The following is a 12,914-nucleotide window of genomic DNA, read 5'->3' as shown; positions in this document are numbered from 1 at the left end:
CGCACCGCCTATCCGCCGGGGGATGGGGGAGTTCTTGGGCGATATGAAATTGATCTGCAAGAGGACGCTGGTTTTTGCGCTGCCCTTCGCGTTGACGTTGTCGGGCGGCACCTCGTCTGCGGTGGAGACCAGCGAGCTTTTGGACATGAGCTTGGAACAGTTGATAAAGCTCGAAGTCACCAGCGTCGGCAAAAAACCCCAGCGCCAATCCCAGTCCCCCGCCGCTATTTTCGTGGTGCGCCAGGAGGATATCCGCCGCAGTGGCGCGACCAGCCTGCCGGACATCCTGCGGATGGTGCCCGGCCTGGAGGTGGCCCGTATCGATTCCAACAAATGGGCGGTCTCAGCCCGCGGTTTCAACGGACGCTTCGCCAACAAACTGTTGGTGTTGATCGATGGCCGGACGGTCTATTCCCCTTCTTTTTCAGGGGTTTATTGGGATATGCAGGATGTGATGCTGGAGGATGTCGAGCGCATCGAGGTGATCCGGGGACCGGGGGCGACCTTGTGGGGCGCGAACGCCGTGAACGGCGTCATCAATATCATGACCAAGGAGGCCGGGGACACCCAGGGCGGTTTGCTCAGCCTGGGCGGGGGGTCCATCGAGCAGGGCTTCGGCGCGGTCCGTTACGGGGGCAAATTGGGCGAAGGAACCTATGGCCGGGTCTACGGCAAGGGCTTCAACCGCGCCAGCTTCACCACCATCGAGGGGACCGATAGCGGCGACCAATGGAACCGCGGGCAGGCCGGGTTCCGCGTGGACCGCAAATCCGAGGACGGCGGCGGTGCCACCCTGCAAGGGGACGCCTATGCCGGGGATATCGATCAGCGTATCTCCCAGCCCGGCCTGGACCCCGCCAGGATGGTCTATGGACAGGACTATGGGAGGATGTCCGGATTCAACCTCTTGGGCCGCTGGCGCAAGCCGTTGGCGCCGGATTCCGAAATCACCGTCCAGGCCTATTACGACCATGCCTATCGTAGTGAAAGCTATGTGGTGCAGGAGCGGGATATGTACGATCTCGAACTGCAACATCGCTTCGTTCCGGCGGAGGGGCACGATGTGGTGTGGGGATTGGGCTACCGCCTGAACCATGACCGTTTCTCCAACCAGTTCCCGGTCTATTTCTGCTCCCCCAGCCAGGACCGCCAGCTTTTCAGCGCCTTCGTCCAGGACGAGGTCGCCCTGGCCGGGCGCGAACTCAAGCTGACCCTCGGCTCCAAATTCGAACATAACGAATTCACTGGCTTCGAGGGACAACCGAATATCCGCTTGGCCTGGACCCCCAACGATCGGCATACCCTGTGGGGGGCGGTTTCGCGCGCGGTCAGGATTCCCACCCGGGCCGAAAACGACGGCAGGATCACGATCTTGGTGGAGCCGGGGGTGCCGGAAACCTTCGGGTTGCCCATCGTGGTGCGGACCCTGGGCAATCATCATATGCAAGCCGAGGTGCTGATGGCCTATGAACTGGGGTATCGCTTCCTGCCCGATCCCTCGTTCACCGCCGATCTGGCGCTGTTCTACAACAACTACGACCGGATCCGCTCCACCACCACCCGCGTCGCGCCGAATTTCGCCAAGGGCGTCATCGAAAACGACGAAGTGTTCGCCAACCAATACGGGGGCGAATCCTATGGCGCGGAATTGGCGTTGGACTGGAAGCCCATGGATTTTTGGCAAGTGCAGCTCGGATATACCTTCCTCAAGCTGGACCTGCGTGGTTCCGATCCCTATGGCCCGCCCGCGATAGCCCAGAGCAGCCCGCAACAGCAGCTGACGTTGCGCTCCGGCGTGGCCTTGCCGCGCGATGTCTCGCTCGATCTCTGGTTCCGCTACGTCGACCGGATCACCGCGGGCTTCCCCGACCTGCGCATGGCCCAGCCGGTCGATGCCTATGCCACCCTGGACGCCCGCTTGGCCTGGAAACCCTGGAAGGAAGTGGGGCTGGCCTTGGTGGGACAGAATCTGCTCGAAAACCGCCATGTCGAATTCATCCAGGAAGGCTTCGGGCCGAAGCCGACCCAGATTCCCAGGAGCGTTTATTTGCAGCTGGACTGGCGGTTTTGAAGGGACGGGGGGCCGCCATGCGGATGAAAAATATCCGGGTGGGTGCCGACCGGTCCCGGCAAAAAAATTGAATATCCGGCCGCCGTGGCATCGGCCCGGCGGCCCAAGCGCACACGTTATGTCATCGGAGAGTTTTGAGCATGCCCCGATCCGTCTCCATCGCCGCGAAAATCCGGAGCATCGTGGTTTTGTCCACGGCCATCGCCTTGACCCTGGTGTTCTGCACCTTCGCGGTCATCGTGGTGCAGCGCGAGCGGCAGGCCACCCGCCAGGAAGTCACGACCCTGGCCGAGGTGATCGCCGCCAATAGCCAGGCGGTGCTGTCGTTCCAGGATTCCCATGGCGCGGCCGAAACCCTGCGCGCCCTGAGCGCCAAGCCCAATATCGTGAGCGCCTGGATACTGGACCGCGAGGGCCGGGAATTCGCCCGCTACGACCATGCCCCGGTGTCGCCGGGACCGGCCATCGTCACGGTCGCCGCCGCCCTGGGCGCGCTGGAGCCGCTCAGTGGCGGCTGGCTGTCGCCGGAGCTGGACCTGGAGCGGCAGATCACCCTGGGCGGTGAGGCGATAGGTTCGGTCCGGGTCCGCGCTAGCCTGGTGGACATGTGGCTCAGCCTGGTCCAGCAATTGGGGGTGTTGGCCCTGGCCACGGCGGGTTCCTTCGGCACGGCCTTGGCCTTGATTTTCCGGCTGCGGCGGCAGATCACCGAGCCCATCGACCGTCTGGTGGAAACCACCCGCAACATCACCCTGACCGGCGAATATTCGCTCAGGGTGCCGAAACAGGGCGAGGACGAGCTGGGGATACTGGTCGAGGACTTCAACCGGATGCTGGATCAAATCCAGGAGCGCGACCAGTTGTTGGCTGCTCACCGCGTCAACCTGGAACGGGAGGTGGATAACCGCACCGCCGACCTGCGGATCGCCAAGGAGGCGGCGGAAGCCGCCAATATCGCCAAATCCCAGTTCCTGGCCAATATGAGCCATGAAATCCGCACGCCGATGAATGGCATCCTGGGGATGACCGAACTCCTGCTCGACACCGAGTTGACCGATACCCAGCGGCGCAACGCGGAGATCATCCATAAGTCCGGCGAAAGCCTTCTGTCCATCATCAACGACATTCTCGATTTCTCCAAGATCGAGGCGGGCCGCTTGGAACTGGAGCGGGTGGTCTTCGACCTGCCCGTTCTGGTCGAGGAAGTGGCCGAGCTGTTCGCCGAACGCGCCGAGAACAAGGCGCTGGAGCTGATTTGCCGGATCGCCCCCGACCTGCCCGAGCGGATGGTGGGCGATCCCACCCGGTTGCGGCAGGTGCTCAGCAACCTGATCGGCAACGCCTTGAAGTTCACCGAGCGGGGCGAGGTGGTCATCGAGGCGGCTTGCGCGGACGGGCCGGACGGGAAGGCCGGAGCCGACCTGTTGCCGATCCGTTTCGTGGTGAGCGACACGGGGGTCGGGATCGCCGAGGACGTGCTGCCGCGCTTGTTCCAGGCGTTCACCCAGGCGGATGGTTCCACCACGCGGCGGTACGGCGGCACGGGGTTGGGACTCACCATATGCAAGCAATTGGTGGAACTCATGGGCGGGAAGGTCGAGGTCGAAAGCCGCCTGGGGCGGGGTGCCGCCTTCGGGTTCACCGTGCCCCTGGTCCGCGCCGACCCCGCCGGGGCGGGCGCCCCGGCCCAGCCCATGGAGTTGCAGGGGCGGCGGGTGTTGATCGCCGAGGACAACGCGACCCACCGGGATATCCTGGGGCGCTATGTCGAGTCCTGGGGCATGGAGGCGGGTTTGGCCGCCGACGGTTTCCAGGCCATCGATCTTTTGCGGGAAGCCGCCGGAACCGGGCATCCCTTCGATTTGGCCATGGTCGATATGGTCATGCCGAAGATGAATGGCCTCGAACTGGGGCGTTATATCAAGGCCCATCCCGCCCTGGCCGCGCTGCCGTTGGTGATGCTGAGTTCGGCCACGCGCCAAGGGGAGGCGGCGGAGGCGCGCCGGATCGGCTTCGCCGCCTATCTTTGCAAGCCCATCCGCAAGGGTGGCCTGCGCCGTAGTCTGGTCCAGGCGCTCGCGACCGAACCGGTCGCCTCGCCCCACTCGGTCCGCAAGGTGCCGGGATACCGGACGGTGCCGATGCCGCGGCTCGATGCCCGTATCCTGTTGGCCGAGGACAACCAGATCAACAAGGAGGTCGCCTTGACCATGCTGGAAAAGTTCGGCTGCGCGGTCGATGTGGCCGGGAACGGCCTGGAGGCGCTCGCCGCGCTCGAACGGGGCGTTTACGATGTGGTCTTGATGGATTGCATGATGCCCGAAATGGACGGCTACGCCGCGACCATGGAAATCCGCCGCCGCCAGGCCGAGGGCCGTTTGCCGGGCTTTCCGGTCGTCGCGATCACGGCGAACGCGGTCGAGGGCGACCGCGAACATTGCCTCGCCATGGGCATGGATGACTATCTGGCCAAGCCGTTCACGGCCGAAGGGTTGTACCGGATGCTCGAAAAATGGATTCCGCCGTCCCCGCCGCCGGGGAGGGAGTTTCCGGAGGAAAGCCCGGCGGTCGCAAGGATGCGGGGGGACGGTTTGGTGGACGCGGCGGCTTTGCTCAGGTTGCGGGGGATGCGGGCTAGCGGGGGGGAGAGCTTCGTCCGCCGGATCGTCGCGCTTTATCTGGAGAATTCGCAGACCCTCCTGCGCGACTTGGAACGGGGCTGGGCGGCGGGCGATGCCGAAGCGGTCCGGTTCGCGGCGCATAATCTCAAATCCACCAGTGCCCAGGTGGGGGCGGTACAATTGGCGGAAACCTGCCTGGCGGTGGAAAACGACGCCCGTGCGGGCCGGTGGGAAGCTTCCGGCGCGGTGTTGTCGCGGTTCCGGGAGTTGTACGCCGCGACCCGCTTGGCGTTGCAGGAGGAACTGGGCCGGTTCCACGGCCCATGACGGGCCGGGGGCGGTGCCCTCAGGGCTTGCCGGGATTCTTCCGGTACAGCACGATCACATGGCCGACGGCCTGGATCAGGGCCGCGCCGGTCTGTTCCAATATCCCCGACACCATGATTTGCCGCTCCTCCCGGTCGGCGGCGTTCACCCGCACCTTGATGAGTTCGTGGTGGTCCAGGGCCAGGTTGATTTCATTTAGCACCGGCGGGGTGATGCCGTTGTGGCCGGTGATGACCACGGGTTTCAGGGCGTGGGCCTTGGCTTTCAGGAATTTCTTCAAATCCGATTTCAAGTTGTGATCCTCGATGTACGATTCAAACGATGGCAGGTGCCGCCATGGCGCGTAGCCGTAGCAGCGGACGCTGGTTGTCCGAGCATTTTTCCGACGAATATGTGAAGCTGGCCCAGGCCCAGGGTTATCGGTCGCGGGCGGTGTTCAAGCTGAAGGAATTGGACGAGCGGGAGCGCTTGTTCAAGCCCGGCATGGCGGTGATCGACCTGGGCGCGGCCCCCGGCGGCTGGTCGCAGTACGCGGCGGAGCGGATCGGCAAAAGCGGCAAAATTATAGCCCTCGACCTCCTGCCCGTGGAAGCGATGCCGGGGGTGGTGTTCATCCAGGGCGATTTCCGCGAGGAGGCGGTGTTGGCCCAGCTCGGGGCCGAGCTATCCGGGCAACTGGCCGACGTGGTGCTGTCCGACATGGCCCCCAACACCACCGGCGCCCGTGCCGTGGACCAGTCCCGCTCCATGGTTCTGGCCGAGCTGGCGCTCGACACCGCCCGCGAACTCCTGAAACCCGGCGGCGGTTTCGTGGTGAAGCTGTTCCAGGGACCGGATTTCGACGCCTATGTCAAGGCGGCGCGGGAGGTTTTCGCCAAGGTCACGGTCAGGAAACCCAAGGCTTCGCGCGACCGGAGCCCGGAGGTTTATCTGGTGGGGCGGTCGCGGAAGTGAACTTGGCTATGAATTTCGAGTGGGATGACCACAAGAACAGTATCAATATCGCCAAGCACGGTTTCGATTTTGCCGATGCCTCGCGGATTTTCGATGCGCCGATGTGTGTGGGACTCGACCGGCGGGAAGATTATGGCGAGGATAGGTGGGTCGGAATCGGATGCTTGGATGGTAGGGTGGGGTCGTGGTTTATACCGAACCTGACGATACCACTATCCGGGTGGTTTCTTTGCGTAAAGCGCTTTCGCATGAGCGGGTTTGTTATGAGCGATATCTCAAAAACCGATTGGTCTAGGATAGACGCGATGACCGATGCGGATATTGATACTTCCGATATTCCGGCCTTGCCCGAGGAGTTTTTCGCTACGGCGCGGCTGCGTTTGCCGGATGCGCCGCAATCGAGGGTTGCGGTGCCCATCGATGCCGATACCTTGGCGTGGTTCCGTAGCCAGGGCGAGGATGCCGAGCGGTTGATGGCGGTGGCGTTGCGGATTTACGCCGAGGCGCATAGGGCGGCTTGACTGCCCCCGGAGCTTCGCGCCCCGGAGGCTTTTATTGGGCGGGGATTGCTTGGGCAGTTTCAGAACCTTGGGTTTCGCCGGGATCGGGCTATCGCGTAGCCGTCGGATTTGGCGGTGAGGACCGGGAATGCCCCGGCGCAAAGTCTCCGCCGCCGTGTTCGATAACCCCCGCCTCAATGCCGCTGCCGCCCCACCCAGGCATCCGGCCCCTTCAACATCGCCGCTGGAATCTCCGGGCTGGCCGTTGCCGTGCCCGCATCCTCCTCTTCCCCCAAACGCGGCCAGGCGTTCAGCACGGCCTTGACCAGGGTCGCCAAGGGAATCGCGAAGAACACCCCCCAAAACCCCCAAATCCCCCCGAAGAACAGGATGGCGACGATGATCGCCACCGGATGCAGGTTCACCACTTCCGAGAACAGCAAAGGGATCAACACCACCGCGTCCAGAGCCTGGATGATGGAATAGGCCAGGATCAAATACCAGAATTCGTCGCCCATGCCCCATTGGAAGAAGGCCACGATCACCACCGGGAAAGTCACCAGGGTCGCGCCCACATAGGGGATGATGGCCGACAGCCCGATCAACACCGCCAGCAACAGCGGATAGTTCAGCCCCATCAGGGCGAAGGTGGCGAGGCTCGCGATCAACAGCGCCAACACCTCGATGAACTTGCCGCGCACATAGTTCCCGATCTGCATGTCCACCTCGTCCCAGACCTTGCCCGATAGGTGGCGGTCCCTGGGCAGGTATTGGATGAACCAGGCCAGGATGCGCTCCTTGTCCTTGAGGAAGAAGAACACCAGGAACGGCATCAGGATCAGGTAGACGGTCAAGGTGATGATGCTGACCAGGGAGGAATAGGAGTAGGTCAGCATCGATTGGCCCCAGCTCAGCAAATCTTTGCGCATGGTGGCGGTAATCTCGACCAGCTGCGTCTCGGTGATGAAGCCGGGATAGCGTTGCGGCAGTTCCATGATCAAGGTTTGGGCGCTGTTGGCCCAGGCCGGAAGCTGGGTGATGAATTGCATGCTTTGCTGGTAGAGCAGGGGCAGCAGCGCCACCAGCAGGAACAGCACGAAGGCCAGGAACAGCAGGTAGACCACCAGCACGGCGGCCAGCCGCGGCAGCTTGCGGCGCTCGCCCGCCTTGACGATGCCCTCCAGGAGATAGGCGATCACGCCGGCGGCGAACACCGGCATCAGCATCTTGCCCAGCCCGATCACCAGCCCGAAGCCCAGGGCCAGCAGCAGCGCGAGTGAAATCGCCTGGGTATTGGGCAGCACTTTCTTAATCCAATCGTGGGTCCATTCGCTCAGGGTTTGCATAGCGGTTTTCTTATTGTTGTCGTGGCTTCCGTTGCGGGGTGGGGCCGTTCGCCGTGGGATCGATCCCGGAGCATGGCGGAAGCGGCCCGCGTGGAAGCCTTGTTTCTATTTTTCGATGGGGGGCGGTCGGCGATGGATGCCATCGGTCCCGTCGCGGGCGGCAGGGGGTTGCGAATCCCGCCCGCTGGCCGACTTTTATCCGTCGCAACGATAACATAACGCGGCCTCTGCCGCTCCGAAGGCGCGTGCCCGCGTCCGGCGGGGAATGGCGGGGGCCCCATGGCCTTCCGGCCCAATCACTACTGACACAGGAGCCACCCTATGCGTTTGCCAGCCGTATTGCTTGCGTCCCTACTCCTCGGCGCTTGCGTGATGCAACAAACCTACGACCGCGAACACCAGCTGAACCAACAGCTCGAATCGGAGCTACAGTCGGATCAGGTGCAAATACAACAACTCAAGGACCGGCTGCGGATCACCATCGAGGACAGCATCCTCTATCCTTCCGGCCGGGCCGACCTCAGCCGGGAAGGGCGGGCCTTGCTCGACAAGCTGGCACCCACCCTCCAGCAGGCCACCGACCATCGCATCGAAGTCGAAGGCTATACCGACGATGTGCCCGTCGGCCACCACCTCAAGGGCAAGTACAAAACCAATTGGGAACTCTCCTCCGCCCGTGCCGCCGGCGTGGTCGAATACCTGCAACGCAAGGGCATCGATCCCAGCCGGATGACGGCGGCCGGCCATGGCCAGTACCAGCCCGAAGGCGATAACAGCACCGCGTCGGGGCGGGCCGAGAACCGGCGCATCGATATCGATTTGGTGCCCATCTACACCCAGAACTAAGCCCCGGCCCCGCTGCCTGGGTATCGATCCGGGGGGCCATCGGGCATGGCCCCCCGGACGCCGCCGGCTGCCGGGGAATGGGCGGATATGGATTTTTCCGCGCAATAGACCACAGGATATGGTGCTTGACTCCGGGTTTTACCACACTCTATAGTGGCGACCCTTAATAAGACCCAGGAGTCGTCCATGCCGTCCGAAACCCGCCTGAACCATCCTTCCGCCCATGCCCTCCCGCCCGAAATGCCCGTCAACACTCCCGAACCCCACGCCGACAGCCCCGGCGGGATGCGCGTCATCCGCCGCAATGGCAAAGTGACCCAATTCGACCCCGGCAAGATCGGCGTCGCCATCACCAAGGCTTTCCTCGCGGTCGAGGGCGGTAGCGCCGCCGCCAGCCGCCGCATCCACGAAGTGGTGGAAGACCTCACCGCCCAGGTGGTCGCCGCCTTGTCGCGGCGTCATCCGTCCAGCGGCACCCTCCATATCGAGGATATCCAGGACCAGGTCGAATTGGCCTTGATGCGCGGCGAGCATCACAAGGTGGCCCGCGCCTATGTGCTGTACCGCGAGGAACACGCCCGGCTCCGCGCCGAGAAGTCCAACGAACAGCCGCCCGCAGGGGATGCCTTGCGCGTCACCCTGGCCGATGGCCGTCAGAAGCCGCTGGATAGCGTGCGCCTGGGCCGCATCGTCGATGAAGCCTGCCGTGGACTGGCCGATGTCGATGGCGGCTGGATCCTGGAGGAGACCCGCCGCAACCTGTTCGACGGCGTACCGGAAAAGGACGTGGCCGCCGCTTTGTTGATGGCGGCGCGGACCCGCATCGAGCAGGAGCCGAATTATTCCTACGTCACGGCGCGGCTGTTGCTCGACACCTTGCGCCGCGAGGCTTTGGGTTTCCTGGGCCAGGGCGCGCCCGAGGCCACCCAGGACGAGATGGCGGAACGCTACCCGGAGTATTTCGCCGACTTCATCAAGCGCGGCGCGGAATTGGAACTCTTGTCGCCGGAATTGACCCGCTACGACCTAGGCCGCCTGGGCGCGGCGCTCCAGCCGGAGCGCGACCTGCTGTTCAACTACCTGGGGCTGCAAACCCTGTACGACCGCTATTTCATCCACCACGGCAATACCCGCTTCGAGTTGCCGCAAGCCTTCTTCATGCGCGTCGCCATGGGTTTGGCTCTGAACGAGATCGACCGCGAGGCCAAGGCCATCGAGTTCTACCGCCTGCTGTCGAGCTTCGATTTCATGAGTTCGACCCCGACCTTGTTCAACTCGGGCACGCTGCGCCCGCAGTTGTCGTCCTGCTACCTGACCACGGTGCCGGACGACCTGGAAGGCATCTATGGGGCCATCAAGGACAATGCCTTGCTCTCCAAATATGCCGGTGGCCTGGGCAACGACTGGACCCGCGTGCGGGGTTTGGGGGCGCATATCAAGGGGACGAATGGGAAATCGCAGGGGGTGGTGCCGTTCCTGAAGGTGGCGAACGATACAGCGGTCGCGGTCAATCAATGTTTCTCTCCCGAGACTCCCATATTCTCTGCAGACGGTATCAAAGCCATCCGTGATATCGAAATCGGCGATTTGGTGCTGGGCATCAGTGGTACCTACCGGGAAGTCACCGACAAGATGGTTTACAACCAACGCGACCCGATGGTCAGCTTGGATGTAAAACACAGCGTCGAACCCTTGCGGGTGACCGCTGGACATCCGTTCTGGGCGATTCGCGGGGTGCCGATGGAGCAAGCCGCCGCCCGCACCCTGGCTTGGCTGGATAAGGGCAAGATTGGTCCCGCTTGGATCGATGCCGGTGAATTACGCAAGGGCGATTACGTGGGGCAGGTGATTCCCGCCGAAGTGCTGCCGGTGGACGGCTTCACCGAGGACGACGCCCGGCTCTACGGCATTTTGCTGGGCGACGGCCATATGTCGGGGGATGGTAAGGAATGGGGCGTTTCCGGTAATCCCGAGCGGGATGAACATATGGAATTCGTCCGTCTTTATCTGGCGCGGCGCGGCGTCCATTACTGGGAAAATGGTCGCGGCGAGACTTACGGCCAGATTCACTGGTCCACCGGGTCCGGCGCGGTGCGGGATGGCACCACGGGCCGGATCGTCGGTGCTGGCGCTCCGACCCTGCCGTTCACCCGCGACGACCTCTACGACGCCCAAGGCCGTAAGCGCATCAGCCGCCGTTTCAGCCATCTGCCTTTGCCCCAGGCCCGCGCCTTGATCAAGGGTTTGCTGGAAACCGATGGTGGTGTCAGCCGGGGCAAGGAAATCTATTTCACCAATACCTCGCACGCTTTGGTGGAAGGCTTGCGCTATCAATTGCTGCGGATGGGCATCCCCGCCGCCGGGCAATACCGGGAGCGCGAGAATGCCCATACCGCCCGTCGTTCCGATGGTTCGGAAATCGCCTTCAGCGGCGTGACCAAAGCCTACGACCTGCGGATTCCCGCCGTGCCGGAAATCGCCGAACTGGTGGATTGCCGCGCCATCGCCAAACGCAATTGGATCGTCTACCAAGGCTGCGTATTCAGCCGGGTCCGCAAAGTGGAGCCGATGGCTCCTTGCCCCTTCGTGATCGACTTGAAGGTCGAGGGCGACGAATCCTATATGACCGCCGCCGCCCTGGCCCATAACGGCGGGAAGCGGTTGGGCGCGGTCTGCGCCTATCTCGAAACCTGGCACCTCGATATCGAAGAATTCCTCGACCTCCGCAAGAACACCGGCGACGACCGCCGCCGTACCCACGACATGAACACCGCCAACTGGGTGCCGGATTTGTTCATGAAGCGGGTGGCGGAAGAAGGCCAGTGGACCTTGTTCAGCCCCAGCGATACCCCCGACCTCCACGACCTGACCGGCGCGGATTTTGAGAAACGCTATACCGACTACGAAGCCAAGGTGGACCGGGGCGAAATCGCCCTGTTCAAGCGCCTGCCCGCCGCGCAGTTGTGGCGCAAGATGCTGTCGATGCTGTTCGAGACGGGGCATCCTTGGATCACGTTCAAAGACCCGTGCAATTTGCGTTATAGCAATAGGCACGTAGGAATGGTGCATAGTTCTAATCTTTGCACTGAAATAGCTTTGCATACTAACGAAAATGAGATAGCCGTTTGTAACTTAGGATCGATAAATCTCGCCTCGCATATCACAGAATCCGGCGAAATCGATACTCCCAAACTGGAACAAACCATCTCCACCGCCATGCGGATGCTCGATAACGTCATCGACATCAATTATTACAGCGTGCCGCAAGCCCGCCGCTCCAACGTGCGCCACCGCCCGGTGGGACTGGGCATCATGGGTTTCCAGGACGCGCTGTATAAACTGGGCATCGCCTACGCCTCGCCGGAAGCGGTGGAGTTCGCCGACCGCGGCATGGAATTGGTGAGCTATCACGCCATCAAGGCGTCCACCGATCTGGCCGAGGAGCGGGGCCGTTATTCCAGCTTCGAGGGGTCGTTGTGGAGCCGGGGGATTTTGCCCATCGATTCCATCGCGCTGGTGGAGGAGGCGCGGGGCGGTTATCTGCAAATGGACCGCTCGGCCACGCTGGATTGGGACGCCTTGCGCGAGCGGGTGAAGACGGTCGGGATGCGGAACAGCAACACCATGGCCATCGCGCCGACCGCGACCATTTCCAATATCTGCGGGGTGTCGCAGTCCATCGAGCCGACCTATCAGAACCTGTTCGTGAAGTCGAACCTGTCGGGCGAATTCACCGTGGTCAATCCGTACCTGGTGGCCGAGTTGAAGCGGCACGGCCTGTGGGACGCGGTGATGATCAACGATCTCAAGTATTACGACGGCAGCGTGCAGAAGATCGAGCGGGTGCCGGAGGCGGTGAAGCGGATGTATGCGACCGCGTTCGAATTGGACGCCCGTTGGTTGATCGAGGCCGGTTCGCGGCGGCAGAAGTGGATCGACCAGGCGCAATCCTTGAACCTGTACATGGCCGAGCCTTCCGGCAAGAAACTGGATAACCTCTATAAGCTGGCCTGGATTCGCGGCCTCAAGACCACGTATTACCTGAGGACGCTGGGAGCCACCCATGTCGAGAAAAGCACGGCGTTCGATGGCAAGCTGAACGCGGTGAAAAGCGGGGAGGGCGCGTTGCTGATGGAACCGGCTTCGGATATTAGGCCGGCGGAGGGGGCCAAGGTGTGTTCGTTGGATGATCCGACTTGTGAGGCTTGTCAGTAGGTTATAAGCGATGGGGTGGGCATGTTTTGTGCCC

At 62.7% G+C, this 12,914-nt stretch carries 8 protein-coding genes; 6 read left to right on the top strand and 2 right to left on the bottom strand.

Annotated features, from left to right (window positions below; all coding sequences use genetic code 11):
• Positions 1-43: 43 nt before the first annotated feature.
• Positions 44-2,071 carry a TOL_0244 family TonB-dependent receptor gene (locus K5658_RS14300; protein ID WP_221063793.1) on the top strand — a complete coding sequence of 676 codons (2,028 nt, stop codon included), beginning with the start codon at positions 44-46 and terminating at the stop codon, positions 2,069-2,071.
• Positions 2,072-2,211: 140 nt separating this feature from the next.
• Positions 2,212-5,019 (top strand): response regulator, encoded by a 2,808-nt coding sequence (locus K5658_RS14295; protein ID WP_221063792.1) that lies wholly within the window; start codon positions 2,212-2,214, stop codon positions 5,017-5,019.
• A 19-nt stretch (positions 5,020-5,038) separates the two neighbouring features.
• Here K5658_RS14295 and yhbY read toward each other — a convergent pair whose 3' ends face one another.
• Positions 5,039-5,311, bottom strand: coding sequence for a ribosome assembly RNA-binding protein YhbY (yhbY, locus tag K5658_RS14290; RefSeq protein ID WP_221063791.1), 273 nt, complete (start codon positions 5,309-5,311; stop codon positions 5,039-5,041).
• A gap of 44 nt (positions 5,312-5,355) precedes the next feature.
• Between yhbY and rlmE the strand changes: the two genes are divergently transcribed.
• Entirely contained in the window at positions 5,356-5,973 is a 618-nt protein-coding gene (gene rlmE, locus K5658_RS14285) for a 23S rRNA (uridine(2552)-2'-O)-methyltransferase RlmE (protein WP_221063790.1), read from the top strand.
• An 8-nt stretch (positions 5,974-5,981) separates the two neighbouring features.
• Entirely contained in the window at positions 5,982-6,494 is a 513-nt protein-coding gene (locus K5658_RS14280) for a BrnT family toxin (protein ID WP_246628652.1), read from the top strand.
• A 173-nt stretch (positions 6,495-6,667) separates the two neighbouring features.
• On the opposite strand, the gene K5658_RS14275 is transcribed toward K5658_RS14280, so the two are convergent.
• Positions 6,668-7,819 (bottom strand): AI-2E family transporter, encoded by a 1,152-nt coding sequence (locus K5658_RS14275; RefSeq protein WP_221063788.1) that lies wholly within the window; start codon positions 7,817-7,819, stop codon positions 6,668-6,670.
• 321 nt (positions 7,820-8,140) lie between these two features.
• Here K5658_RS14275 and K5658_RS14270 point away from each other — a divergent pair, with 321 nt between their 5' ends.
• Together K5658_RS14270 and K5658_RS23600 are read left to right on the top strand one after the other, a co-directional pair.
• Positions 8,141-8,665 (top strand): OmpA/MotB family protein, encoded by a 525-nt coding sequence (locus K5658_RS14270; RefSeq protein ID WP_221063787.1) that lies wholly within the window; start codon positions 8,141-8,143, stop codon positions 8,663-8,665.
• 186 nt (positions 8,666-8,851) lie between these two features.
• Positions 8,852-12,880, top strand: coding sequence for a ribonucleoside-diphosphate reductase subunit alpha (locus tag K5658_RS23600; protein ID WP_425515859.1), 4,029 nt, complete (start codon positions 8,852-8,854; stop codon positions 12,878-12,880).
• The last annotated feature ends 34 nt before the right edge of the window (positions 12,881-12,914 follow it).

It is taken from the genome of Methylomagnum ishizawai (assembly GCF_019670005.1).
Classification (GTDB): Bacteria; Pseudomonadota; Gammaproteobacteria; order Methylococcales; family Methylococcaceae; genus Methylomagnum; species Methylomagnum ishizawai.
The sequence above is the reverse complement of the archived record's forward strand: the minus strand, read 5'-3'. Positions and strand labels throughout refer to the sequence as shown.

Excerpts from the sequence above, each read along its gene's own strand:
- rlmE (WP_221063790.1), top strand. The coding sequence starts at position 5,356 with ATGGCGCGTAGCCGTAGCAGCGGACGCTGGTTGTCCGAGCATTTTTCC.
- K5658_RS14300 (WP_221063793.1), top strand. The coding sequence starts at position 44 with ATGAAATTGATCTGCAAGAGGACGCTGGTTTTTGCGCTGCCCTTCGCG.
- K5658_RS14280 (WP_246628652.1), top strand. The coding sequence starts at position 5,982 with ATGAATTTCGAGTGGGATGACCACAAGAACAGTATCAATATCGCCAAG.
- K5658_RS14295 (WP_221063792.1), top strand. The coding sequence starts at position 2,212 with ATGCCCCGATCCGTCTCCATCGCCGCGAAAATCCGGAGCATCGTGGTT.
- K5658_RS23600 (WP_425515859.1), top strand. The coding sequence starts at position 8,852 with ATGCCGTCCGAAACCCGCCTGAACCATCCTTCCGCCCATGCCCTCCCG.
- K5658_RS14275 (WP_221063788.1), bottom strand. The coding sequence starts at position 7,819 with ATGCAAACCCTGAGCGAATGGACCCACGATTGGATTAAGAAAGTGCTG.
- K5658_RS14270 (WP_221063787.1), top strand. The coding sequence starts at position 8,141 with ATGCGTTTGCCAGCCGTATTGCTTGCGTCCCTACTCCTCGGCGCTTGC.